The sequence below is a fragment of the Thermoproteus uzoniensis 768-20 genome, assembly GCF_000193375.1.
Classification (GTDB): Archaea; Thermoproteota; Thermoprotei; order Thermoproteales; family Thermoproteaceae; genus Thermoproteus; species Thermoproteus uzoniensis_A.
The window spans coordinates 1,531,373-1,554,946 of the sequence record NC_015315.1; the positions used below are offsets into that span (position 1 = coordinate 1,531,373).

28 protein-coding genes and 4 tRNA genes are annotated in these 23,574 nt (G+C 61.2%); 19 read left to right on the forward strand and 13 right to left on the reverse strand.

Annotation, left to right across the window (positions count from 1 at the left end; translation table 11 throughout):
• The first annotated feature begins 39 nt into the window (after positions 1-39).
• Positions 40-1,134, forward strand: coding sequence for a chorismate synthase (gene aroC, locus TUZN_RS08515; RefSeq protein WP_013680556.1), 1,095 nt, complete (start codon positions 40-42; stop codon positions 1,132-1,134).
• On the forward strand, positions 1,134-1,955 hold the full coding sequence (locus tag TUZN_RS08520; protein ID WP_052886202.1) for a shikimate kinase: 822 nt from the start codon (positions 1,134-1,136) through the stop codon (positions 1,953-1,955). Before aroC ends, TUZN_RS08520 begins: the two co-directional genes overlap by 1 nt.
• Here the strand turns inward: TUZN_RS08520 and malA are convergent.
• Positions 1,948-4,068, reverse strand: a complete 2,121-nt coding sequence (gene malA, locus TUZN_RS08525; protein WP_013680558.1) for an alpha-glucosidase MalA — start codon at positions 4,066-4,068, stop codon at positions 1,948-1,950. The two genes, TUZN_RS08520 and malA, sit on opposite strands and share 8 nt — an antisense overlap.
• Positions 4,069-4,170: 102 nt before the next feature.
• Here malA and TUZN_RS08530 point away from each other — a divergent pair, with 102 nt between their 5' ends.
• On the forward strand, positions 4,171-6,000 hold the full coding sequence (locus tag TUZN_RS08530; RefSeq protein ID WP_237698215.1) for an alpha-amylase family glycosyl hydrolase: 1,830 nt from the start codon (positions 4,171-4,173) through the stop codon (positions 5,998-6,000).
• On the opposite strand, the gene TUZN_RS08535 is transcribed toward TUZN_RS08530, so the two are convergent.
• Positions 5,997-6,308 (reverse strand): DUF2175 domain-containing protein, encoded by a 312-nt coding sequence (locus TUZN_RS08535; protein ID WP_013680560.1) that lies wholly within the window; start codon positions 6,306-6,308, stop codon positions 5,997-5,999. The two genes, TUZN_RS08530 and TUZN_RS08535, sit on opposite strands and share 4 nt — an antisense overlap.
• Before the next feature lie 81 nt (positions 6,309-6,389).
• Here TUZN_RS08535 and TUZN_RS08540 point away from each other — a divergent pair, with 81 nt between their 5' ends.
• Entirely contained in the window at positions 6,390-7,403 is a 1,014-nt protein-coding gene (locus TUZN_RS08540; RefSeq protein WP_013680561.1) for a 50S ribosomal protein L3, read from the forward strand.
• A 318-nt stretch (positions 7,404-7,721) separates the two neighbouring features.
• Here the strand turns inward: TUZN_RS08540 and TUZN_RS08545 are convergent, their stop codons facing one another.
• On the reverse strand, positions 7,722-8,159 hold the full coding sequence (locus TUZN_RS08545; protein ID WP_013680562.1) for a type II toxin-antitoxin system VapC family toxin: 438 nt from the start codon (positions 8,157-8,159) through the stop codon (positions 7,722-7,724).
• A complete protein-coding gene (locus tag TUZN_RS08550; protein ID WP_052886203.1) occupies positions 8,156-8,431 on the reverse strand; it encodes a DUF6364 family protein in 276 nt (91 codons plus the stop codon). Before TUZN_RS08550 ends, TUZN_RS08545 begins: the two co-directional genes overlap by 4 nt.
• A 500-nt stretch (positions 8,432-8,931) precedes the next feature.
• Between TUZN_RS08550 and rpl4p the strand changes: the two genes are divergently transcribed.
• The 5 genes from rpl4p to TUZN_RS08575 all read left to right on the forward strand — a co-directional run bounded on the left by rpl4p (position 8,932) and on the right by TUZN_RS08575 (position 11,576).
• Positions 8,932-9,792: a 50S ribosomal protein L4 gene (gene rpl4p / locus TUZN_RS08555; protein WP_013680564.1), complete on the forward strand. Its 861-nt coding sequence runs from the start codon at positions 8,932-8,934 to the stop codon at positions 9,790-9,792.
• Complete coding sequence (locus TUZN_RS08560) at positions 9,789-10,043, forward strand: 50S ribosomal protein L23 (RefSeq protein WP_013680565.1); 255 nt, start codon at positions 9,789-9,791, stop codon at positions 10,041-10,043. The genes rpl4p and TUZN_RS08560 overlap by 4 nt, the downstream gene beginning before the upstream one ends.
• A 114-nt stretch (positions 10,044-10,157) precedes the next feature.
• Positions 10,158-10,694 carry an exosome complex RNA-binding protein Csl4 gene (locus tag TUZN_RS08565; RefSeq protein ID WP_237698216.1) on the forward strand — a complete coding sequence of 179 codons (537 nt, stop codon included), beginning with the start codon at positions 10,158-10,160 and terminating at the stop codon, positions 10,692-10,694.
• Positions 10,687-11,283 carry a DUF2067 family protein gene (locus TUZN_RS08570; protein ID WP_013680567.1) on the forward strand — a complete coding sequence of 199 codons (597 nt, stop codon included), beginning with the start codon at positions 10,687-10,689 and terminating at the stop codon, positions 11,281-11,283. Before TUZN_RS08565 ends, TUZN_RS08570 begins: the two co-directional genes overlap by 8 nt.
• Before the next feature lie 26 nt (positions 11,284-11,309).
• Positions 11,310-11,576, forward strand: a complete 267-nt coding sequence (locus TUZN_RS08575; protein ID WP_013680568.1) for a DNA-directed RNA polymerase subunit L — start codon at positions 11,310-11,312, stop codon at positions 11,574-11,576.
• On the opposite strand, the gene TUZN_RS08580 is transcribed toward TUZN_RS08575, so the two are convergent.
• Positions 11,536-12,141, reverse strand: a complete 606-nt coding sequence (locus tag TUZN_RS08580) for an METTL5 family protein (RefSeq protein ID WP_148678634.1) — start codon at positions 12,139-12,141, stop codon at positions 11,536-11,538. The two genes, TUZN_RS08575 and TUZN_RS08580, sit on opposite strands and share 41 nt — an antisense overlap.
• Positions 12,142-12,178: 37 nt before the next feature.
• Here TUZN_RS08580 and TUZN_RS08585 point away from each other — a divergent pair, with 37 nt between their 5' ends.
• Entirely contained in the window at positions 12,179-12,556 is a 378-nt protein-coding gene (locus TUZN_RS08585; protein WP_013680570.1) for a hypothetical protein, read from the forward strand.
• Here TUZN_RS08585 and TUZN_RS08590 read toward each other — a convergent pair.
• Both TUZN_RS08590 and TUZN_RS08595 read right to left on the reverse strand, forming a co-directional pair.
• A complete protein-coding gene (locus TUZN_RS08590) occupies positions 12,542-13,207 on the reverse strand; it encodes a ribosome biogenesis protein (protein ID WP_013680571.1) in 666 nt (221 codons plus the stop codon). The two genes, TUZN_RS08585 and TUZN_RS08590, sit on opposite strands and share 15 nt — an antisense overlap.
• 527 nt (positions 13,208-13,734) lie before the next feature.
• Positions 13,735-13,822: transfer RNA gene (locus TUZN_RS08595), tRNA-Leu, on the reverse strand.
• A gap of 132 nt (positions 13,823-13,954) precedes the next feature.
• Here TUZN_RS08595 and TUZN_RS08600 point away from each other — a divergent pair.
• Complete coding sequence (locus TUZN_RS08600) at positions 13,955-14,701, forward strand: hypothetical protein (protein WP_013680572.1); 747 nt, start codon at positions 13,955-13,957, stop codon at positions 14,699-14,701.
• On the opposite strand, the gene TUZN_RS08605 is transcribed toward TUZN_RS08600, so the two are convergent.
• Both TUZN_RS08605 and TUZN_RS08610 read right to left on the reverse strand, forming a co-directional pair.
• Positions 14,698-15,147, reverse strand: coding sequence for a hypothetical protein (locus tag TUZN_RS08605; RefSeq protein ID WP_013680573.1), 450 nt, complete (start codon positions 15,145-15,147; stop codon positions 14,698-14,700). The genes TUZN_RS08600 and TUZN_RS08605 overlap by 4 nt on opposite strands.
• Positions 15,147-15,317, reverse strand: a complete 171-nt coding sequence (locus TUZN_RS08610; RefSeq protein ID WP_013680574.1) for a preprotein translocase subunit Sec61beta — start codon at positions 15,315-15,317, stop codon at positions 15,147-15,149. Before TUZN_RS08610 ends, TUZN_RS08605 begins: the two co-directional genes overlap by 1 nt.
• Before the next feature lie 46 nt (positions 15,318-15,363).
• Here TUZN_RS08610 and TUZN_RS08615 point away from each other — a divergent pair, with 46 nt between their 5' ends.
• Together TUZN_RS08615 and TUZN_RS08620 are read left to right on the forward strand one after the other, a co-directional pair.
• Complete coding sequence (locus TUZN_RS08615) at positions 15,364-16,221, forward strand: TatD family hydrolase (protein ID WP_148678635.1); 858 nt, start codon at positions 15,364-15,366, stop codon at positions 16,219-16,221.
• 33 nt (positions 16,222-16,254) lie between these two features.
• Complete coding sequence (locus TUZN_RS08620; protein ID WP_013680576.1) at positions 16,255-16,833, forward strand: hypothetical protein; 579 nt, start codon at positions 16,255-16,257, stop codon at positions 16,831-16,833.
• Here the strand turns inward: TUZN_RS08620 and TUZN_RS08625 are convergent.
• The gene (locus TUZN_RS08625) at positions 16,822-18,039 is read right to left on the reverse strand and encodes a DegT/DnrJ/EryC1/StrS family aminotransferase (RefSeq protein ID WP_013680577.1); all 1,218 of its coding nucleotides are present in this window, start codon (positions 18,037-18,039) and stop codon (positions 16,822-16,824) included. The genes TUZN_RS08620 and TUZN_RS08625 overlap by 12 nt on opposite strands.
• Positions 18,040-18,186: 147 nt before the next feature.
• On the opposite strand from TUZN_RS08625, the gene TUZN_RS08630 reads away from it, so the two are divergent.
• Positions 18,187-18,276: transfer RNA gene (locus TUZN_RS08630), tRNA-Val, on the forward strand.
• Positions 18,277-18,417: 141 nt separating this feature from the next.
• On the opposite strand, the gene TUZN_RS08635 is transcribed toward TUZN_RS08630, so the two are convergent.
• Positions 18,418-18,517, reverse strand: a tRNA-Gly gene (locus TUZN_RS08635).
• Positions 18,518-18,621: 104 nt separating this feature from the next.
• On the opposite strand from TUZN_RS08635, the gene TUZN_RS08640 reads away from it, so the two are divergent.
• From TUZN_RS08640 to TUZN_RS08650, 3 genes are all read left to right on the forward strand, one after another.
• Positions 18,622-18,719 (forward strand) — tRNA-Ser (locus TUZN_RS08640).
• A gap of 316 nt (positions 18,720-19,035) precedes the next feature.
• Positions 19,036-20,037, forward strand: coding sequence for a hypothetical protein (locus TUZN_RS08645; protein WP_013680578.1), 1,002 nt, complete (start codon positions 19,036-19,038; stop codon positions 20,035-20,037).
• 41 nt (positions 20,038-20,078) lie between these two features.
• On the forward strand, positions 20,079-20,765 hold the full coding sequence (locus TUZN_RS08650) for a phosphoribosyltransferase (protein ID WP_013680579.1): 687 nt from the start codon (positions 20,079-20,081) through the stop codon (positions 20,763-20,765).
• Positions 20,766-20,767: 2 nt separating this feature from the next.
• Here the strand turns inward: TUZN_RS08650 and TUZN_RS08655 are convergent, their stop codons facing one another.
• Positions 20,768-21,286 (reverse strand): signal peptidase I, encoded by a 519-nt coding sequence (locus TUZN_RS08655; RefSeq protein ID WP_013680580.1) that lies wholly within the window; start codon positions 21,284-21,286, stop codon positions 20,768-20,770.
• A gap of 72 nt (positions 21,287-21,358) precedes the next feature.
• On the opposite strand from TUZN_RS08655, the gene thsA reads away from it, so the two are divergent.
• Together thsA and TUZN_RS08665 are read left to right on the forward strand one after the other, a co-directional pair.
• Positions 21,359-23,005, forward strand: a complete 1,647-nt coding sequence (gene thsA / locus TUZN_RS08660) for a thermosome subunit alpha (RefSeq protein WP_052886205.1) — start codon at positions 21,359-21,361, stop codon at positions 23,003-23,005.
• A 54-nt stretch (positions 23,006-23,059) separates the two neighbouring features.
• Positions 23,060-23,398, forward strand: coding sequence for a DNA-directed RNA polymerase subunit K (locus tag TUZN_RS08665; protein WP_013680582.1), 339 nt, complete (start codon positions 23,060-23,062; stop codon positions 23,396-23,398).
• Here TUZN_RS08665 and TUZN_RS11090 read toward each other — a convergent pair.
• Positions 23,346-23,564, reverse strand: coding sequence for a hypothetical protein (locus TUZN_RS11090; RefSeq protein ID WP_237698217.1), 219 nt, complete (start codon positions 23,562-23,564; stop codon positions 23,346-23,348). The genes TUZN_RS08665 and TUZN_RS11090 overlap by 53 nt on opposite strands.
• Positions 23,565-23,574: the final 10 nt, after the last annotated feature.

A 23,574-nucleotide genomic window follows, 5' to 3' on the forward strand; every position in this document is an offset into this window, starting at 1 on the left:
TTCTGCGAGAAGCTATTTAGCGCCCTCGCATCCCCACATATGTCGTTCTTCGGCAGAGAGCTACGGATAGCCACATTCGGCGAGAGCCACGGCAGAGCTATAGGGGTTGTCATAGACGGCGTCCCGGCGGGCTTGGAGCTGGGCGAGGAGGACATAAGGAGGGAGCTCGACAGGAGGATGTTCTGCAATATACCTGTGCTCAACCCGCGTTGCGAGCCGGAGGAGTTCGAGATACTGTCGGGCGTCAAGAACGGGAAGACCCAGGGGACCCCTATCGCCGTCGTTATATGGAACAGACGCGTCATCTCTAGCTACTACGACGAGCTGTGGAAGAGGCCGAGGCCCGGCCACGCCGACCTCGCGTACTACCTAAAATACGGCGACAACTACGACCATAGGGGAGGCGGGAGGGCTTCGGGGAGGACGACCGCGGCGCTCGTCGTGGCGGGGGCGGTGGCGAAGAAGCTGTTGGCGATTTTGGGCGTGGAGGTCGTGGGCCATATAGTCGAGCTCGGCGGCGTCCAGATCTCCAAGGAGTACTCGGTGGACGACATAAAGGCCGCCTGGAGCAAGCCGATGCCCGTCGTCGACGACCAGGCCCTCAAGGCGATGCTCGACGAGATAGTCAAGGCGGTGAGGGAGGGCGACTCGATCGGAGGCGCCGCCGAGGTGTGGGCCGTCAACGTGCCGCCTGGGCTCGGCGAGCCCGTATTCGACAAGATCAAGGCCGATCTTGCCAAGGCCGCGATGTCGATACCGAGCGCCGTCGCCTTCGAGATGGGCGCCGGCGTGAGGCTGGCCAGGATGAGGGGGAGCGAGGCCAACGACCCCATAGTGTTGAAGGACGGCAGAGTGGGGCTCGCGACGAATAAGGCGGGCGGCGTGTTGGGCGGCATAACTGTGGGCGAGCCCGTGTGGTTCCGCGTCTACTTCAAGCCCACCCCCTCCGTCAGGAAGCCCCAGAGGACGGTCGACCTTTCTAGGATGGAGCCGTACACGCTGGAGTTCAAGGGCAGATACGACGTGACGACCGTTCCCAAGGCCTTGGTGGCGTTGGAGGCGATGACGGCGCTTGTGCTGGCCGACCACGCCTTGAGGGCCGGGCTCATAAGGCGCGACAGGCCTGCGGGCTGATGCCACGTTGTGCCCGGGCCTGCGCCTGGGGCGGAGGCAGCATAGTGAACGCGATAGCCTTGGGCATCGGCGCATCGTTTCCCCTATCGCTTAAGGTCGTGGCCGAGGTCTGCGAGGCCGACGGCGACGCCGTCTCGTCGTATGCGGACATCGACCTCTCGCCGATCTACAAAGCGCTGGAGATCTTGAGGGCGCGTTTCAAGTTCGGAGGAGTAGCCGTGAGGTTCTCCGGCGATTTGCCGACTGCCGGCGGCCTTAAGTCGAGTAGCGCGGCGTTGAACTCGTTGATACTCGCCTTGAACGAGCTGTTCGGGCTGGGGCTAAGCCGTCTAGACGCCGCGCGGCTCAACGCGGAGATAAGCAAGGCGGTGGGGATAAGCGTCACCGGCGCCTTCGACGACGCGACGGCCTCGGCGCTGGGCGAGGCCTGGCTGACAGACAACGGGGAGAACGCCTTGCTCAGGAAGCTGGACGTGTCGGGCGCCGCGCTGGTCCTAATCCCGCCGTGGGGCAAGGGCAGAGGCCGGCTGGAGGAGATGAGGGCGGTGGCGCCTGCCGTGAGGGCCGCGGTGCTCTACGCGCTTAGAGGCGACTGGAAGACGGCGATGGCGATAAACGCCATAGCCTACGGCTTCGCCCTAGGCTACGACCCGGCGCCGACCATAGAGGCCTTGAGGATGGGCGCCGTCGGGGGCGTGTCGGGCACGGGCCCCTCGCACGTCTTCGTGGCCGACGACGTCGACAAGCTCTACTCGGCCTTGTCCCGCTACGGCCGGTTGATAAGGGCGGAAATACCCAGCGGGCCCTGCGCGGTCACTTGAGCACTATCCTCCTCGCAGTCCCCCCAATCTCTATCCTGGTCCCCGCCGCCTCGCTTGTCCCGGGCCTCCTCGCCCCGTCGACCTCGGCCTCAGAGTGCCGGGCGCCCAACACTATCAGCTCGTCCAGCTCGACCAGATCGCCCGAAAGCTCGACCACGTTGCCGGAGGCCTTGACCTCGAGCACGCGCGGCCTCTCGCCCTCGCCGTGATATATGCGCCAGCTCCCCTCCCCGTATATCATCAGGAAGCCGTCGCCCAACACCGCCGAGCCCCTTCTCACGTATATCGGGAGGTCGGCCGACGCCTCTATCCACGACGGGCCCAGCTGGACGACGCCCGACCAGTAATCCATCCACACGCCACCGGGCAGATAAACGCTCCTCCTCTGGCCCGGCGATAGGTGAGGCGCGACGAGTATGTAGGGCCCCACCATATATTCGTCGTTGACGCCGTAGGCGTCCTCGTCCTCGGGGAACTCAAGCGGCAGAGGCCTCAATATGGGGCGCCCCGTCAAGTGGGCCTCCCACGCCAAGTGCCAGAGGTACGGCAAGAACTTGTACCTCAGCTTTATCGCCGCCGCCACGGCCTCCCTATATTTGGCGGGCAACGCGAAGATCTCCACGTCGTTGCCCTCCTTGCCTTTATGGGCTCTAAAGAACGGGAAGAACGCAGACGCTTGGTACCAACGCACGACGAGCTCGGGATCGCTATAGCCGGCGAATCCGCCTACGTCGGCGCCCACCATGTGGACCCCCGACGCCGAGAGGCCAAGCACCGCCATCAACGCGGCCTTGAGCCCCTCCCAGGAGGCTATCACGTCGCCGGTCCACACCGCGGCGTAGCGCTGAATGCCGGCGTAGCCGGCGCGGGAGAGGACGAACGGCCTCTTGCCGGCCCTCAGCATCCCCTCGTAGGTCGCCATGGCCTCGAAGTAGGCGTAGGCGTTGTGGGCCTTCTCATGCTTCACGACTCTGCCGTCGTCGAGCCTATGCACGGCGCCGGCCGCCGTCCTTCTGAGCAAGTCGCCCTTGTTCAGAGGACCCGGCTTCAAGCCCAGCGCCACCGCCTTCCTCAGCTCCGCCCAGCCTCCAGTGAAGAGAATATCGCCGTCCATATTCGTCGGCTCGTTCATGTCTATCCAGAGGCCGTCAACGTCGTACTCCCTGACGTACTCCTCCACCAGCTTCGCCCACCACTCCCTGGCCTTCTTGTTGAGGAAGTCCGGGAGGGCCGAGGCGCCGGGCCATCCCTTGACCAAGTAGAGCTCGTTGTTTTCGGTAGTCAGGAAGTGGCGGAGCCCCTCCTCGAACACTTTATAGCCCGGCTCGGCCTTCACGTAGGGGTCCAATATGGGCACCACCTTGACCCCCCTCTCGTGGAGCTCCGAGACGAGGCCGTGGGGATCCGGGAACTTCCGCAGATCCCATGTGAAGATCCTCCGGCCGTCCATGTGGTCTAGGTCTAGGTAGACGGCGTCCAGCGGAACCTCCTTGAGCACGGCGTCCACGACCTCGAGCACGGCCTTCTGAGGCTCGTACGTGAAACGCGATATCTGGTAGCCCAAGGCCCATTTAGGCGGCAGGAACGGCTTGCCGGTTATGTCGGAGTACGTCTCCAGCACCTCCATGGGCGTCGGGCCGAATATTAGGTATATCTCCGGCCTGTCCTCGACCTCTATATTTACCGCGTTATATTCCCTAAGCCCTATGTCGAAGACTGAGTAGGCCGGCGAGTTTACTAACAAGCCGAAGGCCTTGCCCCCCTTCACGAATATAGCAAGCGGTATGGACACGTACAGCGGGTCCATGAAGGGCAGATGGGCGTACGCGTCGAAGTTGAACATAACGGCGACGGTCCTCCTTCTGTCTATGGGCATGGCCCTCTCGCCGAGGCCCAACACGTGTTCGCCAACGCCCAGCTCCTTCCATATCCTGGTCGCGCCGCCCTCCACCGTTATCCTCAACACGGCCTCGACGCCGCAACACGAGGCCTTGACGATGTCGCCGGATATGTCGATCTGCGGCTCGGGCGAGCCCTTCGGAAGATCGAACTCGACCAAAGGCCTTTCGTCCAGCCTTAGCCTGACGGTCTTGCGGCCGAGCTCGTACTGCATGGCTGAATAGGGGCGGCTATATATAGAGATAGCCGCCGTCCGGCGATCCGCCCGGTGCGAGGGATCTTTAAATAAAAGCGGAGGGTTGCCGCTCGATGGCCTATGCGCCTCTCGGAAAACGCGCCGTCCCCACATCGAGGCGTCCGGCGCCCCGTCGAACTCGCCGAGCTGGGGAGGTCCATGGGCGCCTCTAAGGCTCCAGAGAGCGGCTTGCAGATCGGCGTGGAGTGTCGGGTTGCGCGTTGGCTCGACGACGACTATTTCGGCGTGGCGGCCGTGGTGGAGGTGTGCGCAGATGGAGGGGACAGGGGATATCTGGTATCTCCCCTATCCGGCGGGCTAATAGGCGCGTTTCCCCTCAAAGGACGCGGCGGGCGCGCATGCGCCGAGCTCGTCCTCCCGCCCGGCGTCTATAGGTACAAGGTGGTAGTGGACAGCAGAGGAACGGAGGAGCGGGAATGCCAGGTGGAGCCCCCGGCCCCTCTGGTACACGTCCCCGCCCCGTATTACGTGGGGGCCTTCGGCGGCGAGGTCGAGGTCCGGGCCTACTCCGTGGAGCCTCCCCAGATATGCGGCGGGGGCCGTTGCGCGGAGGGAGAGGAGTTGCTGGCAGTGGGCAGACACAAGCTGTATAGGGCAGTAGTCGAGGGCCCTCCGTACGAGGTCAGGTGTTGCGGGACGGAGATACGGGTAGACTCTGTGAGGCCTTTCAGGAGACCTAGATGGGCCCCTCTAGTTATGTACGAGGTCTTGCCCGACAGAGTTAGGAGGAGGTTCGGATGTAGGGATCTCAGGTGGGACCACTGCGGCGGGGATTTGAGGGATTTGGCGGATATGCTCGACTACATAGCGCAGCTGGCCGACGCCCTCTACATACACCCCATATACAGGGCGATCAGCTACCACAGATACGACGTGTTGGACCATAAATCCGTCGACGAGCTTCTAGGCGGCCTCCAAGCCTATGAGGAGCTCAAGAGGAGGGCCTCCGAAAGAGGCGTCGGCGTGGTGCTGGACGTGGTTCTACACCACGTGGGGCTGAAGTCGGCCATGTTCAGGGAGAGGCGGGACCTCTTCATAATAAGGGACGAGAAGGCCGCCGAGTGGGCCCTCGAGATAGCCTCGATTTTCCCCAGGCCCGAGTGGCGCCGCTTCTTCAGAGGAGATCCGCCGTACGAGACATTCATGGCTGTGTGGGCTATGCCGAGGATAAACTACGAGAAGGCGGAGGCCCTAGCCTACGCCGAGTCGGTCCTATCCTTCTGGTCCGATAAGGCCGAGGGCTTCAGATTCGACGTGGCCCACGGCATACCGCCCGAGGTGTGGAGGAAGTTGCTGGAGAGATACGCAGAGACGCACTACTTGCTGGCGGAGCATACGGGCGACCCCTCGGCGTTTCTGGGCGCGCACCACGGTTTCACGGCGTATGAGCTGTACGGCGCCATCTTGGACTTCTTGGCGTTTGAGAAGATCGACGCAGGCGAGTTCGCCGCGCGGGTCAAGAGGTATATAGGCAGGTTAGCGCCGGGCCAGCTGAGGTATATGTATACGTTTATTGAGAACCACGACACAGACAGGTTCTGCTCCCGCGCGGACAAGAGGAGGACCTTGATGGCATACGCGCTTATCTACTCGATGCCGGGAATACCGGGCCTGTACGCCGGCGGCGAGAGTTGCGCCGAGGGCCTAGCCGCCGACCACACTAACAGGAGGCCTCTCGACGACCTCAAGCCGGATCCCGAAATGTTAGCCGCGTTGAGGACGCTGTATAGGATAAGGAGGAGGTACCCAGAAATAGCGGAGGGGCCTATCAGGGAGATACGCGGCGAGGGGGGACGGCTGGTTCTGAAGAACGCGTCGATAGTCCTCTACCTAGAGAGAGACGAAAACTTCGTCGAGATCAAGACGCCGGATGGATACTACAGCTTCTAGGCCCCGACCCGCTCCACCAGCTTGTTGGTCAGCCTGGCCGCGAAGCCCTCTAGGCTTTTCCTGAACTCGAGGACCAGCTTCTTGACCTCCTCGTCCTCGATTATGTCCTCGACGTTCTTGACCTTCACGATGCCCTCGTTGGCGAAGGCCATAAGCTCGAAGAGCGCGGCGTCGGTGCCGTTCTTGTACAGCTTCGGCGCCATCGATCTGTGGAGACAGCTCAGATGCACGGCGCCCTTGTTCGTGAACGTGAAGAGCTGCCCCTCAACCACGTCCTTCCCGCATACGTAGCAGGTCCACCGCTTCATGAGGAGGCGCCGTTATCTAGTTTTAAATTTTGGGGACTCGGCGGCGTCCAAATTTTTAAAGACGTTGTACCGGACGCGGCTATGGGCCTTAAGATCAATAGGCCGCGCCGCGGCTCGATGGGCGTATACCCGCGCAAGAGGGCGAGCGACATAGTCCCCAGAGTGAGGACTTGGCCAGACCCCAACCTGGGCAAGCCCTCGCTCCTGGGCTTCGCCGCTTATAAGGTGGGGATGCTACACGCCGTCGTTGTGGAGGATAGGCAGACGAGCCCCTTGTTCGGCAAGGAGGTCGTGAAGGCCGCGACAGTCTTGGAGGCCCCGCCTCTGCGAGTAATCGCGGCGAGGCTCTACACCCTGGACCCGACCAACGGCTATAGGAAGGCGGTGGGCGAGGTGTGGGCGCCGGAGGTGCCCAAGGACGTCTACAGAGCCGTCAAGACGTTGCCGGAGAAGTTCGACCTAGAGGCAGAGCTGAAGAGAATCGAGGCGGTCAAGGGCATGGCGGTGGACGTGAGGGCCATAGTGGCGACCCAGCCGAGGCTGGCGGGCATAGGGAAGAAGACCCCGGAGATCTTGGAGATACCTATCGGCGGCGTGCCGTCCGTCGAGGATAGGCTGAAGTTCGCGCTCGACATGCTGGGAAAGGAGGTGAGGATCTCCGACGTGTTCTCGGCCGGCCAGCTCGTCGACGTGTTGGCGATAACTAGGGGCAAGGGCTGGCAAGGCGTCATAAAGAGGTTCGGCGTGAAGATACTGCCTAGGTGGCACAAACACAGGAAGGGCCACAGAAGGACCGGCACCATAGGCCCCCAGAGCCCGGCCCTTATGTTCACCCAACCGAGGCCAGGCCAGATGGGCTTCCACCAGCGCACCGAGTACAACAAGAGAATATTGAAGATAGGCAACAACCCCGCCGAGATAAACCCCAAGGGAGGCTGGCCGCACTATGGGCTTGTCAAGAGCGATTTCCTGGTGCTCTCCGGCAGCGTGCCCGGCGTCCAGAAACGGCTGGTGGTGTTGCGGCACCCGGTAAGGCCGCCGCCCAAGGCGCCGACGTCCGCCCCGCAACTGGTCTGGCTGTCGGTCCAAATTTAGGCTTGAGATCCGGGCGAACGGGGATTAATTCTCGCCAGATCCCTTTCCAAACGATCCCCTCGTATTAAGAACCGGCCTCTGCACAGTCAGTCTTTCAGTTATCTCGCGGGAGGCGTGATCCCAAATAAATTTCGCGACCGGCGGCGATCGGGACGGCGCCTCTATTAGCTCTATAAGACGGGGGCGGCAAGCGGCGGGCGAAAAAGGAGAGGAGTATCTCCCAGGACCTCTTCCGGGCCCATATCACGACATTCGCGCACAGCAACAGGTTTAAAACCTCTGATAGTAGGAGCGCTTCTCGCACCGTTATCCGCACTATTAAATTTCTACCGTCTTTAGCCCCTCCCTCTCGGCGGCTCTGGCCAGCTCCGCGTCGGCGGTGTAGAAGGCGCCGCATTTGACGTATAGGCAACTGGCTATCTGGAGGGCGTCGGCGAAGTAGAGGTGGTGCCTCAGCGCCAGCGTTATTGATCTGCGCAACACCACGCCGCCGAGAGGGACAAGCGCGAAGTTGCCCAGCCGCGTAAGCGTCTTGAGTTCTCTAAGCATTAACGACACGGCGACTTCTGCGTTGCGCGTCAACTCGCCGCGCCTGGCCTTTTTGTCTAGCGCCGACGCCGCCTCGCCTATGTTGTAGATGGATGTGGACAGCACGGCCGAGCCTCTGTACGCCGACTCGAAGAGCTTGTCCACCTCGGCGCTCCCCGGCTCCTCGACGTAGCGCTTCACCAACGCGCTTGTGTCTAGGTATATCACAGGCGCCCGGCCCGCTCCCTCCGCATCTCAGCCACGAGGGCGGCCGTCGGAGGCCCGAGGGCTCTGGGCCTCCGCGCCGCGATTTCTCCCGGAGTGGTTAGGGGCTCGGCGCAGTCCAGCCCCAGCTCTCCGCACAAGACGTCCGCAAGCCCCTCGCCGTCTATAGACTCCAGGAAATCCTCGACGAGTCTGCTCAGCGATCCCAGCCCCCGCGACCGGGCCTTGGCTCTCTCGGCCAAATCCTCCCGTACAGACAAAGTCAACTTCTTCACGTAAACACGTATATACGTAATATATAAGCTTTTCGAGCGGCCGGCCGCCACCGAGTTGCCAGGATCACGACCTCATCCGGCAACAGACATACCTGATCGCCGCCGGCTCTTCAAGGCTTGAAGGCCGACATCTTTTGGATCCGCACCCCGCGACTGGCGGCGAGTCCGGCTACTTTAATCTGTCGTGGCGCCTTCCGTGATGGCGATCGGAGATCATTCAGAACAGATCGGCGCTTTCCGCGGCCCCGGCAACCGCTCTCGGCCGGCTAATTCGATTAATATATTTCTACACCCATAGGCCCGCAGTAGCCCGCCGCCGAGGGGACAACGCTACCTTCAAAACCGCTCAGTTGAGGGGCGGCACAGACCCTCCGGGCGGCCCCTCCCAGGCACGCCAAAAGGCCAAGCCCGGGCTCCATGTCCCCCGCCCGGAGAGCTGAAAGGGGACGTTTAAACAACTATCTCACACACCCAAATTGTTTAAATACCGGTCCGAGCTGATGGGCGTGTCCGTCGACCAGCTACTGCTCCAGCTGAAGAGGGCGGACCTATCGCCCTACATCAAGCCGTTATTAGGAACGCCGCCGGAGAAGGTACCGGTGTACGGCTTGGACGGATCTGCTGTGGGCGAGATCGTGTTGCCGCCCCACTTCTTCGAGCCTGTTAGGCCGGATCTCATAAGGAGGGCGTTCCTCAGCGCCCTCTCCGCCAAGTTCCAGCCGAAGGGGGTGAGCCCCGAGGCTGGCAGGAGCCACAGCTGTCAGTCCTTCGGCGTGGGGCTCGGCATAGCCAGAATACCTAGGTACAAGGGGCATCTATGGCCTAGAGGTTGCTTCTCGCCAAATACGGTGGGCGGGAGGAGGGCGCATCCTCCGAAGGTCGAGAAGAAGTTGCGCGAGGAGATAAACAAGAGGGAGAGGAGGCTCGCCATAAGGTCGGCCATCGCCGCCACGGCGTATCTTCAGCTGGTCAAGGCGCGGGGACACGTCGTGGAGGGCTTAGAACAGCTACCTCTGGTGGTCGCCAACGATATAGAGCAGCTCGACAAGACGGAGAGGTTGAGGAGGACGCTCCAAGCTCTGCGCGTGTGGCCCGACGTGGAGAGGGCCGCCGAGAGGATCAGGATCAGGTCGGGGGTCGGCAAGATGCGCGGCAGGAGGTACAAGGAGCCCAAGAGCCTCCTCGTCGTCGTCTCTTCGCCCGACGCGCCTCTGGTTAGGGCCGCCAGGAATCTGCCCGGCGTCGACGTCGCCTACGTCAAGTCGTTGAGCGTCTTGCACTTGGCGCCCGGCGGAGTTCCGGGCAGGCTGACGTTGTGGACGCAACAATCCATAGAAGCTCTACGGGGCTTATACCTATGAGCTCGCCGATAAGGAGATTCGTGCTGACGGAGAAGGCCCTCATGTTGGCTGAGCGGGAAAACAAGATAACTCTAATAGTGGATAGATCGGCCACCAAGAAGACCATAAAGGACGAGGTAGAGAGGCTCTACGGAGTCAAGGTGAGCTACGTGAACACCATGATAACGCCGAGGGGGGAGAAGAAGGCCGTGGTCAAGCTGGCGCCCGAACACAACGCCTTCGATCTGCTTTCTCGGCTGGGCCTACTCTAGCGCTGAGTAGCATAAAGGAGACCCTCAGATCGTGGGTTCTCGCGCATCAGTCGCTACTAAAGACCGTCTTCACAGGGCTCGATAACAATTTTAACGAAGTGTTATAGGCTTTACGTGCCAGTGGAGCGGAGGCTAGTGTTGCCGGGAGAGGAGGTGGCTACTCCGGAGGAGTTCGCGGTAGACGGACGCGCCTACCTCGACGGCGTGTTCCGCGCAGCCGCTCTGGGGGTGGCCGTCTACGATAGGAAGAGCCATACTGCAGTCGTGAAGCCGGTAAAAGTCGACGGGTATCCAAGGCAAGGCGACATACTGTACTGCGTTGTGACCTCGAAGGGGGTCAGAGCCCTAAGCGCCAGATGCGTGGCCAAGGAGGGCGGAGAAGGCCCCGAGGAGCTCAAGTACCCGGTCACCGCCTTCATACCGCCGCAACTGGTCGACGGGAGGATAGGGGTGGGCGACTACATAAGAGCCCGCGTGGTCTCCAGCCTAGGGCCGCCGTTTCTGCTATCGGTAAAGGGGCCGACCTTCGGGGTGGTCAGAGCCTTATGCCCCAAATGCGGCAACGTGATGAGGAGGCGCGGCAACAAGCTGGTCTGCCCCGTCTGCGGCGCCGCCGACGTCCGCAAAATAGCCCAGGGATTTTATGTATAGGTCCGTATCGGTCAAGTTCTCTAACGGCGAGGAACTCCAACAGTTTTTGGAGATCCTTCCCAAGTACGTGGGGGTGGAGTACTACGCGATAGTGAGGGGCACCAACGTCTACATACAGCTCAACGGCTCGCCGGACGAGATCAAGAGGGCCTTGGCCTCCATAAAGACGGCCGTCGGCCTCGTGAGGGCTAGGCTCAAGCCAGTGAAGTCCTACCCGCTGGAGGTTATCTACAAGGAGTCCGAAATAGTCTCGCCGGTGCCTCCCGACGTGCTGGTAGACTATCTCGCCGTGAAGGGGTTCAAGGCCAGGCTGAGGGGGCTCGAGCTGCAGACAGACGCCTCGATGGAGCAGGTCAGGCAGGCCGTGTCGGAGCTCTCCGCCGCCTATAAATCGCTGGAGGGCCTCCCAGTGAGCCCCCACGCCAAGCGCATAGCGGCGGTGTATATAGCCGCCGTCAAGTCGAGGCCCGAGGAGGCCTTGGAGAGGCTCGCGGCCGCCGGAATTCTGAGCCGGGGCTCCGTGTTCGGCCTGGCGCTGGATCTCCAGACGGCCAAGAGAAGGGCCAGGGCCTTGATAGGAAAAAGCTAAAAACCGGATCTGCGGGATCTGGCGTGATGTCCATAGAGGTAGTCAAGGTCGACGAACACTACCTAGAGCTCAAGACGAAGGGCGAGACCTACACCCTCTTCTCGCCTCTGGTCGAGTACCTCTCGGAGGACCCCGACGTGGAGTACGTCACGTTCGACGTGGGGCATCCGTTGTTAGAGGACGTGACGTTCAGGATTAAGACGAGGAGCGGGAGCCCGCTCGACGCGCTCAGGCGCGCCGTCCAGGCCATAGTCAGCGATCTCGAGGCCCTCGAGAAGTCGATTCTAGCCTGAGCACAGCCACCTCCACTCTGTGCCTCCTCTTCCTGTGGTGCCTGTACATGGGCGGTATCCCCATCGCCGCTATTTCGAGAAGTTGCGGCTCGAGGCCTAGAGACCTGGCGGCGCGGAATACGTACTCGACGGCGGCGGCCTTATGTATGCTGTATATAATCTCGGCGACCGACGCGGCGCCTCGTAAAAACCTCACGTCGCCGTGAGGCATCCAGACGCCGAAGGGAGGATTCATGACCACCTTAACCGGCCTCCTCACGCACGGCATCTCGGCGTCGCACAACGCGACGTCAAGCCCCAGCCCCCTCGCGATTTGCAACGCGTCCGCGTCTATGTCTATGCAGACGGATCTGCCCCCCAGCGCGGCCACGGCGTAGGCGAGCCTCCCCGTGCCGCATCCGAGATCGGCGATCCACCCCTCGGCGAGCTCGCCGCGCATGTACATAGTCCAGGCGATTGTGGCCGCCAGCTCCCCCGGCGTTATGTACTGCTCCAGGCGGAGCTTCGGCCTCTTGAAGCCCGGCAGGGAGTCCAGAAGGCTCGCCAGCTCCCTCTTGCCGACCACAAGATAATGTTTAAATGAGAATAAATCGCGCCCACTCATGGCGGAGGATAGAATGGTTATGGACGAGCTGGTCAGATACTGGGATAAATTCGTCGAGACCCCCATAGCTAAACAGTTCCAGAAGGATCTCCCCGGCTTCAAGAGATGGCTCGAGGACATGGGGCCCAAGCTTTTGCTGGCCAGAGCCAGAGAGGCCGCGGCCAAGGGCAACCCGGTGGCCAAGGACTACGTGGTCGACTACGCCATGGGCATGTTGAAGAGAGGCGGCGAGAGGGTCTTGGTGAACATGTTCGCGGCGTGGCTTGTGGAGAATAGGGTGGTGAGCCAGTACTACCTCATAAAGAACAAGCTCGTGGCCGGCGGCGAGTCCATAGCCACCTGGCTCAGAGCTCTGAGAGGCCTAAATAAGGCCTAGGGCTATCTCCGCCAGCGTAACCGCCTTGGACACGACCTGCCAGGCGTCCAGAGGCCGGTCGCCTATTCTGTAGACCCCCTCGGCCTCCTCCAGGAGCCAGGCGTTTTTGAAATCGCCGTGGGGAAACCCGCCGACCACGACGACGGAGTCCGCCAGAAGCCGGCCCAGCTCCAGGGGATCGACCCGCCTGCCGCGCTCGTGGAGGACCACCCACCTGCCGCCCGCCTCTTCCAGAAGCGACCTCAGATCCTTGGCCTCGGCCGTCATAAGAGGCTCGCCCTCCGCGGGGACTCTACCCAACGACAGCAACTGCTCCATCAGCCCCACGAAGTTGTTGTAGTTCTTGGGGGGCCTGACGTCGGGCCTAGCCCTCACCACCACGTCCCTTATCGTGTGAACCGCCATGGAGCCTCTGCCGGCCAGATTGAGCGGTGAGTACTGGAACGCCAACATGCACATATGCACTATGTCGGGCCTACCCCGCCTCTCGGCGTCCTTGAGCCCCAGCATGGCGCCGTGGTGCCTGGCCCTATCCAACAGAATCTCGCCGGGCTTTTTGCCCCGCCTCTCCGCATCTCGCAATACGGCCGGATGCCGCCATATCTCGGGCGGGACCAGCTCAAGCGACGACTCCGCCAACACCAACATCACGGCACGTGCGAGACCCCCGATATATAGCGATAGATCGCGAAAACCATCCACGCGTTCCATCTACCGCTGGGTCTCTATATCCGGAGAGGATCTGGAAATACTGTGAGGAGAGTAGAGATGCGGCTGATCCCCCACGGCTTAGGCCCCATCTACTGGGGGGTTCGATATCCAACACCTTCTCGATAGTAGGACGTCTCGGACATGGTTATGCTCCAGGGGAGGGCTTGCCGTCGAGCCTGGCTAGCACAGTAGGGCAGTACATCGCCGATTGTAAGCGCCGCCTGAGGCAGATCTGGCAAAGGCCGCCCCGAGGATCTTCCCCTAGGCGATCCTTCAAAGGATCCGCCTAGGAGAAGCCGCCGGGCGGGCAATGGTCGAGAGCTGGCTCACGGATTCCTGAAGATAGGGAATTGAGGTGAGCCCGCCCGGCTATCTAGAGATACGCAGATGGATATAAGCCCTATCTCGTTTCTATAATAAGACGCCGGAGACTTAGGGGCGTATCTTTGGTGCGTTGATGAGGAGTGTGGTGCGGGGGGTGGGATTTGAACCCACGCAGGCCTACGCCACAGGGACCTAAACCCTGCCCCTTTGACCTGGCTCGGGCACCCCCGCCGAAAAACCACACCACAGCGACTTAAAAGCTTTACCTCCACGTCGCCGCAACGCCGTGAGGCGTCGCCTCAACAACGCCGAGCTGTTCGATATATCTATAAAAATTTATAAGTCATATATTTTCTGTATGTTATGAACTTCCAAGAAGCCAATAAATCTCTATACAGAGGTTATTTATACACATTGATTTTGTCGATAATAGCTGGCGTAGCCGTGCTCGTGGAGCTCTCCAGCGTAATCTTTTCGCATCTGGCGCCGTATTGGGGCTCCTACGTGGTGCCGCCAAGTTCGCCTACGCCACAAGAATCTGAGTTCATATTAACTCTTATTTCAGCAATATTTACTACAATTATAATATCTAGTATATCATATTTAGTTATTTTCTTTCTTTTTATATTTAGGGGATATATGGCGCTCCACAGGCTGGGGATCAAGTGGGCCGAATGGCTAGCCTGGGGACCCGTGATACTTACCATAATAGGATTGGCTCTCCTGGGCGTCATATTCTGGGTGTTGCTCAATCTGCCGCATTGGTCCAGCGGCTCCGCCCCCTATCCAGGAGTGTCCATGTGGGGCGTGGTCACGGCGATATTGGCGCCTCTGATTGCCTTAGCCGCGTTCGGACTATTTATAGATATTGTCCATATACTATTTTTGGATAATATGTATAAATATACACAAATAAGTAAATTCCATACCGCGTTCATTCTATTTATTATAGCATTGGTGCTGTCGTTTATACCCTATGTAAATATAATAGGCGGCATATTGGCATTCGTAGAGTACATAATAGAAATGCTCGCCTACAAGGAGGCCTCGGAGTGGGCGCCTCCGGGCCAGCCGCAGACTCCTCCAGGCGTATCGCCGGCCTCCCGCTAGTGCCGCTCGGCGGGCTTCTCCAGCCGGAGGCCCAGCTTCCTCAGATGGGCCATGACTAGGTCTATGTAGCGGTCTACCTCCTCTCCGGGGATCCCCCTCTCCTTGAGCTGGGCCTTCACGAGCTCCATCACGGCGTCGTACTTCTTGTACTGCTCGTTGAGCTTGCGCCAGGGTATGCCCTTGAGCGCTTGGCCCAGCCTCTCGTCGACCGGCAACACGCCTCGGGCCATTAGGAACGATATTATGGGGTACCCCACGTATCCTCTGTAGATCGTCCCGTTGTCGTCGCTGTAGGCGGCCCTCCTGCCCAAGTCGACGTAGACCTTGTAGGTCCTGGAGCCGTCCGACGAGACCACCTCGGCCTCCTTGTCGCCCAACAGCTTTATCCGCCCGTCGGCGATCGCCGAGAGGGCCTCCAAGACCTTTATCCTCGGGGGCAACCGCATTAAATCCTCAAGAGGTTGAGGACTATGACTATGCCCATGATCACTATGGAGGCTATCACGACGGTTTTGGGGCTCAGCTTTATCCTCTCGATCTCGCCCTCGCGAGAGAAGTTCAGCAGACCGGCGGCGGTGAATAGGTTGAGGTCCCCGTTCCTCCGCCTCCTCGCCATATGCCCAACGACGCGTTGATATTTAAGCTTGTCCCTCTCGACGCCCGTGAGGGTCTTCGACAACCACGCACACGCCAACGAGCTGACGGGGCTCGGCGCGGTCGAGGTGGCGAGGCGCTTCAAGAGGGCCGGAGGCGCCGGCATAATCTTCGTCTCGCTCCTGACGTGGTCCATAGGTGGGGCCCCGGGCGACAGAGGCTGGGTCGAAAAGCTCTACGAACACACGGTAAAGAACAGCGAGGCGGCGAGGGGGCAAGGCCTTATCTCCGGCGCCGTGGTGGGGGTGCATCCGGCCGAGTGCGTCAAGCTGAGGGAGTCGGGCTGGGGCGAGGAGGAGGTCGAGGCCTTCATGAGGTGGACCGTGGATCTAGCCGCCAGGTACGTGGCCGAGGGGAGGGCCGTGGGCTTCGGCGAGTACGGGAGGCCGCATTGGGACGTCGGGCCCGACGTAGTCGCGCTGTGCAATAGGGTGTTGGAGTACGTCGTCGCCAGAGCCCGCGACGTGGGGGCCGTGGTCCACCTGCACCTAGAGCGTCGAGGGGAGGAGACGGTGAGGAGCGTCGCCGAAATAGCGCGCCGCGCCAACGCGAGGCCCGGCACCGTGGTCATGCACCACGTGGAGCCGCGCGTCGCGCCTCTGGCCAAGGAGCTCGGCCTGGTCCCGTCCGTGCCTGTCGGGAGGCGGGGCGAGTTCGAGGAGGCGCTGGGGCTGGAGCCAATATACGTCGTCGAGAGCGACTACATAGACGACAACAGGAGGCCGGGCGCCGTGATACCTCCCTGGAGCCTCGCCAACAAGATAAGGAGGGCTGTGGAGAGGGGGCTCGCCTCGGAGAGCTATTTCGACCAGATCTATAGAAATACGGAGTCTCTATACGACGTGTTATTACACAGCTCCGTGTAATAACACCTATCTCCCCATATATATCAACAGTTTATGAGCAAGAGGGACAGAGTCAACATAGCGGTCTCCGTAGACGTCGCCCAGAGGCTCGCCGCCGTCTCCGACGCCTCCGGCATGACCCAATACGCGTTGGCCAACGACCTCATATCGTTGGGGCTCGACTTGATGGAGCAGGGATACAACGTGCAACAGATGAGGGGACTCGCCAAGTTCTGGAGGATATGCCTCGACATAGAGGCGGTGCCGGTCCCCGCGCCCCTCCTCGACAAGCTGATCACGAGGCTCTACGGAGAGCACGGCGACTTCCTCAAGGAGCTGTGGTGCGAGGCGGGCAGGACCTTGGCGGCCTACCTCAAGGCGACCTCGGCGGCTGAGGCCAGAGAGATAGCGCAGCTGATGGGGCACCTCGGCAGGATGTTGCCCGCGAAGAGGTTCGAGGCGAGGCAGGAGGACGGCGCCGTGGTCTTCAGCGTCGTGGGGGTCGGCTACAGCAGAGAGACCATCGAGGTGAACGCGGCGGCCGTCCGATGCTTCTTCGAGGCCTTGGGGTACAAAATCGCCGAGATGGGCGTGGAGCCCGGCGTCCTGTACGTGAAGGCCTCAGCGCCTTAGCTCCCGCAGGACCTTCTCGAAGGCCTTGGCCGTATCCGCCGCGTCCTCGGCGGTGAGGTTGGGTAAGACCAAGAGAGACACGACCCTCTCGGCGGCCCACTCGGCGTTGGGCAACCTCTCGTAAGACACCTTGCGGCCGTAGAAGGGACAGCTCCAGGGACAGCCCCTCCCGTGCCCCTCCATCCTCTGGAAGAGGGGAGTCCTGTACAGCGGCACGGGGTACGCCACAGACACGTTGCCTATTCCCTCGCTCCTGAGCGCGTCCACCACGAAGTCGCGCGGCTTGCTGAGGCGCTCCACGGACAGGAGCACCTGGACGAGGTGCCAGCTGTGTTTCACGTAGGGCTTGGGCCTAGGCACCGCGAGGAGGCCCTCCCCCTCGAGGCCCGACAGCCCGTCGAGAAGCGCCTTGACGTACTCCTCCCTAGCCCTCTGGAACTCGTCGAACCTCCTCAGCTCGTGGTACAGCAACAGCCCCTGCAACTCCGTCATTCTGTAGTTGTAGCCGAGGATCTCGTACCAATACTTCTCGGTCTCGCCGTGCGCCCTAATGAGGCGGGCCCTCTCGGCGTAGGCCGCCACGTCGGTCGCCACAGCGCCGCCCTCGCCCCCAGTTATGTGCTTGGTCGCGTAGAAGCTGAAAGCCGACATGTGGCCCATGGAGCCGGCCCTCCGGCCTCTGTACTCGGCGCCCAGAGCTTGCGCCACGTCCTCGACTATATATATGCCGTATCTATCGGCCAGCTTCATGAAGGCGTCCATCTCCGCCGGGTGGCCCGCAAGGTGAACCACCACGACCGCCTTCGTCTTGTCCGTAATCTTCGACTCGACAGACGCCGGGTCCAAGTTCAGAGTCTCGCGGTCTATATCGGCGAATACGGGGACCGCGTTGGCGTGCAGGACGGCAGTGGCCGACGCGGCGAAGGTGAAAGGCGTAGTTATCACCTCGTCCCCAGGCCCGACGCCCAGAGCCTTAAGCGCCAGGTGGAGCGCCGTGGTCCCGCTGGTCGTCGCATAGGCGTATTTAACCCCCACGAACTTAGCCAACTCCTCCTCAAACGCCTTAACCCACTTGCCGTGCGTCGACACAAGCGCCCCAGACCTCAACACCTCCTCGATATCCTTAATGATCTCGGGGCTGTAGACCAGAGGCCTAGCCGCTATAGGCCTCTCGCGGACGGGCTTGCCCCCAAATATGGCCAGCATCGTGCGGCAACGTCCACAGATATATAACAGATCCCGCCGACAGCATACCCTAGCGGGCATCCGGAAACATGCAGGGCGCCTCCAGCGACGCCCTCTGCCCGCTACGTCGTGGGAAAAGCTTTAAAAATAAACGGAATATAGCCGGAAGGGCCCGTAGTCTAGCGGTAGGATTGAAAGCCGTTCCCTAAAGCCCGCCTGACGCGCGGGAGATCCCGGGTTCAAATCCCGGCGGGCCCATTTTGGGCGACAAAACTCCCCTACTATGGACCGGGATCTTGCCGATAAGGCCGCTAGCCGGGCGCTCTACATATGGAGATCTACATACGGAGCGGCAGACGTGCGCGTCGGGCGGGTTTACATACGGCGAGAATAGGCCGGTGGTGCGGCGGCCGGGATTCGAACCCGGGATCAGCGGCTTGGGAGGCCGCCATCCCTAGTCGGGGACAGAGCCCCTTAAACCAGGCTAGACTACCGCCGCCGGGACTGCCAAGTCCAGAAATTAAAAATTTTGCGCCGTATGCCGCCGGCCTTAACGCCGGCACGTCGCAGAAAAGATTAAATATTTCGGCCTAGGGGGATTCGGCCGGGGTGGCCGAGCGGCCCAAGGCGCGGGACTCGAGACCTGGAGCAAGACATCCCGTCCCCGCGAGGGGGCGTGGGTTCAAATCCCACCCCCGGCGTCTTTCTACTCCCTCGGAACGCCGAAAATCGGCGATGTCCATAAGTCCTCGACGACATCTATCAAAGAAACCCACGTAGCCGTAAACCGCGTATTGCCGAGCTTGGGGGGCTTAGGTCCCTGTGGCGTAGGCCTGCGTAGTCCGAGCCGGTCCGGCGCTTCGGCCTGACTCCTCTGCCTAGGCGTCTTCGCGGCGCCGCCTCGGCGGTAAGGATAAAAACCTCCGCGCTTTGTCTTTCGGTGAAGAGAGGCGATGGCTGAGCGGTGGTGAGGGATTTGAACGCTGATATCTTTTTAACGCCGGCCGACCTACCGGCGTGTTCGACGTCGAGATGTCGGTGGATTTGGGCAACGGCCTTGTCCTGGAGCTGAGGCGCGACGGCGCCAAGCTCGGCTCGTCCTTCGTGCCGGGGGAGGTCTCTGTGAGGAACGGAGAGGTGCTGGTGGGCGGCAGGCCTCTGGCGTTCACCTACGCGATTAAATGCCCTGTCAAGGTCGGCGGGGTCGAGCTCTGCGGCGAGGCGCGCAGGAGGCCTAGGTTTATATACAGGGCGGCCTTCGCCCCGGGCCTATCGGACGCGTTGAGGATAGCCGAGCTCTACGCCACGAACGCGCTCAATAGAGGCGACTGCCTCGCCCGCTACCTCTACTCGCTCGTGCGGGGCTCCGCGGCTCTCTGGGATATATACTACAGGAAGGCCCCGCGGCTTGCCGGCGGCGTCTGCGGCTACGTGGACCGCTACTTCGCCTCGCGCGGCTTGAGGGAGCTGGCGGCCCACGACCCGTCGGCCTTCTCGGACCTCGACGAGTGGACGCGGGCGGTTCTAGGCCTCTTGAGGTTCGGCGACGCCTTGAGGCTCGTCGACAGGAACTGGAGGGGGTTCGCTGTGGCTATGCGGTACGGCTTGTACTCGGCCTTGAGCTGGGATCTTCCCCTAGACGGCGACTCGTGGATGCTCCTCTTGGGCCTCTACTCGGCGTTGGACCCCTTCGCGGTCCCCGGCGGCGTTGCCCTGGACGTGGGGATTCTGCGGGCTCTGCCGTACCTCGTGGCGAGGCTGATGGGGGGCTTCGCGGTGTTGTTCTCGTCGGGGGGCCGCCCGTTCACCGCCTCTAACTTGAACGTCATGGTCTCCGGCGGGAGGATTAGAGGCGCCTACGCCTCGTGCGACGGCGATAGGTGCGTCGTGGGGGACCTCTACTTCAACATCTGCGTGGACGCGGACTGCGCGGTGGTCAGGACGTGGGATTTCGAGTTCAGGGGGAGGCCGGTGTGCTCGGACTTGTATACCTTCGTGGCGATTCGTCCTTGTAAATAGGGCGGGGCAATATATAAAAGGAGTGGATGTCTTGGGGGTAAGTGCCGAAGGTGCCTGTCAAGGTGGTCAAGTGGGACGAGATAGTGTCGTGGGCGAGGAGGCTTGCCGAGAATATAAGGTCCAGCGGCTGGTCGCCCGACGTGGTAGTGGCCATAGCTAGAGGCGGCTACGTCCCGGCGAGGCTCCTCTGCGACTTCCTAGGCGTCCAGGACCTCCTCAGCGTCCAGGTCGTGCACTGGCCGGGCGCGGCGCAAGTCGCCGAGAAGGCCTACGTCAAGTACGGGCTCTCCGTCGACCTCTCAGGCAAGAACGTCCTCGTCATGGACGACATAGTGGACACGGGCGACAGCGTCGTCTTGGCGAAGGAGGTCGTGGAGAGGTGCTGTAGGCCGAAGTCCGTCAAGACCGCGGCTCTTCAAGTAATCACGAGCACCACTAAGTTCGTGCCGGACTACTACGCCGTGGAGGTGCGCGACTGGTACTGGTACCAATACCCGTGGACGGCCCTCGAGGATATGTCGAGCTTTATAGTGCGTATGTTGAGGGAGGAGAAACAGCAGCTGTGGACTTTGGACAGACTAATGGAGAAGTTCGTGGAGTGGTACGGCAACGAGCTCCTCGAGGAGAGGTTCCTGTATTTCAGAGAGGCGCTGGAGCGGCTCAAGAGAGACGGCGTCTTGAAGCCGATGGACTGCGGGGGGCAGACCTGCTACAAGTACGGCCAGTGAAGCTATAGGCGTTTGAACGCCGCGTAGTAGGCCGCTATAAGCATAAGGAATACGCCGAGCCTCATCAGCCAGAGCCCGGAGCCGGCGGCGCTCTGCGGCCTGACTATGAGGGGGAACACCCCTATGTAGGGCACCACCAACGCGGCCTTGCCCACTACGTTGTCGGGAGTCACGGGCGGCTCGCCGTATTGCTGATCTGATATGGGGTTGGTTATGGAGTTGTCGCCCTTAGTTGCCAGAGAGCAGCCGGGCCCTACGGCGATCACTCTATGTATTATCCATTCGCCGGGCGGGAAGGGGGGCGACGCGACGTAGACGACCACGTCGCCGACGTTCGGACAGCTTCCTGCCCCCTTCAAGACCACGAAATCGCCTACGCGGAGGTCGGGCATCATGGACCACGAGGAGACAACTGCGAAGGGCCAAGAGACGTGGAGCACGTATTTCGCCGCGAAGAACACGGCGAAGAGTATCGCCGCGAATACGAAGACGTCTTGTATCCACTTCTCGGCCTCGCCCATTGCCGTGGCGGTGGCCCCCTCTAAAATAATTTTGCGGAGAAAAGCTTTTATAGACGCTAATTATGTCAAGCCATGGCACAAGCTCCAAGAGCTGGCGGAGTTCCGGTAATGATCCTGAAGGAGGGATCCCAGCGCACCACTGGCGAGGACGCCAGGCGTTCGAACATACAAGCGGCCAAGGTCATCTCCGAGATCCTCGCCACGTCTCTCGGCCCCCGCGGCATGGACAAGATGTTGATCGACGCCTTCGGCGACGTGACCATCACCGGCGACGGCGCCGCTATATTGAAAGAGATGGAGATACAGCACCCCGCGGCTAAACTGCTCATAGAGGTCGCCAAGGCCCAAGACGCCGAGGTCGGCGACGGCACCACCACCGTGGTGGTCCTTGCCGGGAGGCTTCTGACAGCCGCCGAGGAGCTTCTAGAGGAGGGCATACACCCGACTATAATAATCGACGGCTTCAAGAAGGCGTCGGACTTCGCGGCCAAGGTTGCCGAGGAGATCGCTAGGCCCATACAGCTGACCAAGGAGGAGATGGCCAGAGTCGTCATAAACGCGCTGAGCAGCAAGATAGTCTCTGAGGCCAAGGACTACCTGGCCGGCATAGCCGTAGACGCGGCGTTCCAAGCCGTGGAGCAGAGGAACGGCACGCCCTACCTCGATCTGGACTGGATCAAGATAGAGAAGAAGAAGGGCAAGTCGCTGTACGAGACGCAACTGGTGCAGGGCATCGTCCTCGACAAGGAGGTCGTCCACCCCGGCATGCCGAAGCGCATCGAGAACGCCAAGATCGCCGTGCTCGACGCCCCTCTGGAGATCGAGAAGCCCGAGTGGACGACTAAGATCAGCGTCAGCTCCCCCGACCAGATAAAGGCCTTCCTGGACCAAGAGGCCGACATACTCAAGAAATACGTCGACCATCTGGCCGAGATAGGCGCCAACGTGGTGATCACCCAGAAGGGCATAGACGAGGTGGCCCAGCACTTCTTGGCCAAACGCGGCATCATGGCCGTGAGGCGCGTGAAGCGCTCCGACATAGAGAAGCTGGCTAGGGCCACGGGCGCCCGCATAATAACCAGCATTAAGGACGCCAAGGCCGAGGATCTGGGCTCCGCCGGGCTGGTCGAGGAGAGGAAAGTCGGCGAGGAGAAGATGGTGTTCGTGGAGAAGGTGCAGAACCCGAAGGCCGTCACTATTCTGGTGAGAGGCGGTAGCGACCGCGTGCTCGACGAGGTGGAGAGGTCGATGCAGGACGCCCTGCACGTGGCTAGGGACTTGTTCAGAATGCCCAAGATAGTGCCGGGCGGCGGCGCCTTCGAGATGGAGCTGGCCAGGAGGGTTAGGGAGTTCGCCAGGAAGCTCCCCGGCAAGGAGCAGCTGGCCGCCCTCAAGTTCGCCGACGCCCTCGAGGGCATACCCACAATACTGGCGCTGACGGCTGGCCTCGACCCGGTCGACGCCATAGCCGAGCTGAGGCGCAGGCACGACAACGGCGAGGTGTCTGCCGGCGTCGACGTCTTGAACGGCAAGGTGGCCGACATGGCCGCCCTCAACGTCTGGGATCCGTTGCTGGTGAAGCAGAACGTGCTGAGGTCCGCCACGGAGGCCGCCATAATGGTGCTCCGCATAGACGACATCATAGCCGCCGGCGCCCCGAAGAAGGAGGAGAAGAAGGGCGAGAAGAAGGAGGAAGAGGGCGAGAGCAAGACCGACTAATCCCCTCTTTTTACGCGGCACAAAATTTTAGTACTCCTCCCGGACCTCGTGGCGATGGAGAGTAAGCTTTCTCCTCCAGAGCTTGTCGATAGAATCGAGAAGCTCATCCAAGCTCTCAGATCCGCCTTGGTGGACAGATCTCTCTACCCGCCGAGGTTGACGAGGTTCGAGGTGGCCAGAGTCGTCGCGGCCCGCGCGCTACAGCTGGCCATGGGCGCCCAGCCTCTAGTGGACATAAACTCGCTCGGCACGAAGGACCCCGTCTTGATCGCCATGGAGGAGTTCAGACAAGGCAAGCTGAACTTCTCGATAGTCAGACAGCTCCCCGACGGGAAGACCGTCAAGCTCGAGCTGAAGGACCTCCTGGAGCTTGAGAAGTTGCTTCGCGCTTGACCAACACCACATCGCCGAAATACATAAAGATATGGCCTCCGGCCCTCACCGTTTTTTCCGGCTTAGCGTCCACTTCGCCGTCCATTATATACGCTATGGTGAGCCCGCCGGCCTTATAGGCGTAGAACTTCACGCCCTTCTTCTGCAACTCGTTGAGTATGTCCACAGATAATAAA

Excerpts from the sequence above, each read along its gene's own strand:
- aroC (WP_013680556.1), top strand. The coding sequence starts at position 40 with ATGTCGTTCTTCGGCAGAGAGCTACGGATAGCCACATTCGGCGAGAGC.
- TUZN_RS08520 (WP_052886202.1), top strand. The coding sequence starts at position 1,134 with ATGCCACGTTGTGCCCGGGCCTGCGCCTGGGGCGGAGGCAGCATAGTG.
- malA (WP_013680558.1), bottom strand. The coding sequence starts at position 4,068 with ATGCAGTACGAGCTCGGCCGCAAGACCGTCAGGCTAAGGCTGGACGAA.
- TUZN_RS08530 (WP_237698215.1), top strand. The coding sequence starts at position 4,171 with ATGCGCCTCTCGGAAAACGCGCCGTCCCCACATCGAGGCGTCCGGCGC.
- TUZN_RS08535 (WP_013680560.1), bottom strand. The coding sequence starts at position 6,308 with ATGAAGCGGTGGACCTGCTACGTATGCGGGAAGGACGTGGTTGAGGGG.
- TUZN_RS08540 (WP_013680561.1), top strand. The coding sequence starts at position 6,390 with ATGGGCCTTAAGATCAATAGGCCGCGCCGCGGCTCGATGGGCGTATAC.
- rpl4p (WP_013680564.1), top strand. The coding sequence starts at position 8,932 with ATGGGCGTGTCCGTCGACCAGCTACTGCTCCAGCTGAAGAGGGCGGAC.
- TUZN_RS08560 (WP_013680565.1), top strand. The coding sequence starts at position 9,789 with ATGAGCTCGCCGATAAGGAGATTCGTGCTGACGGAGAAGGCCCTCATG.
- TUZN_RS08570 (WP_013680567.1), top strand. The coding sequence starts at position 10,687 with ATGTATAGGTCCGTATCGGTCAAGTTCTCTAACGGCGAGGAACTCCAA.
- TUZN_RS08575 (WP_013680568.1), top strand. The coding sequence starts at position 11,310 with ATGTCCATAGAGGTAGTCAAGGTCGACGAACACTACCTAGAGCTCAAG.
- TUZN_RS08585 (WP_013680570.1), top strand. The coding sequence starts at position 12,179 with ATGGCGGAGGATAGAATGGTTATGGACGAGCTGGTCAGATACTGGGAT.
- TUZN_RS08600 (WP_013680572.1), top strand. The coding sequence starts at position 13,955 with ATGAACTTCCAAGAAGCCAATAAATCTCTATACAGAGGTTATTTATAC.
- TUZN_RS08605 (WP_013680573.1), bottom strand. The coding sequence starts at position 15,147 with ATGCGGTTGCCCCCGAGGATAAAGGTCTTGGAGGCCCTCTCGGCGATC.
- TUZN_RS08610 (WP_013680574.1), bottom strand. The coding sequence starts at position 15,317 with ATGGCGAGGAGGCGGAGGAACGGGGACCTCAACCTATTCACCGCCGCC.
- TUZN_RS08620 (WP_013680576.1), top strand. The coding sequence starts at position 16,255 with ATGAGCAAGAGGGACAGAGTCAACATAGCGGTCTCCGTAGACGTCGCC.
- TUZN_RS08625 (WP_013680577.1), bottom strand. The coding sequence starts at position 18,039 with ATGCTGGCCATATTTGGGGGCAAGCCCGTCCGCGAGAGGCCTATAGCG.
- TUZN_RS08655 (WP_013680580.1), bottom strand. The coding sequence starts at position 21,286 with ATGGGCGAGGCCGAGAAGTGGATACAAGACGTCTTCGTATTCGCGGCG.
- thsA (WP_052886205.1), top strand. The coding sequence starts at position 21,359 with ATGGCACAAGCTCCAAGAGCTGGCGGAGTTCCGGTAATGATCCTGAAG.
- TUZN_RS08665 (WP_013680582.1), top strand. The coding sequence starts at position 23,060 with ATGGAGAGTAAGCTTTCTCCTCCAGAGCTTGTCGATAGAATCGAGAAG.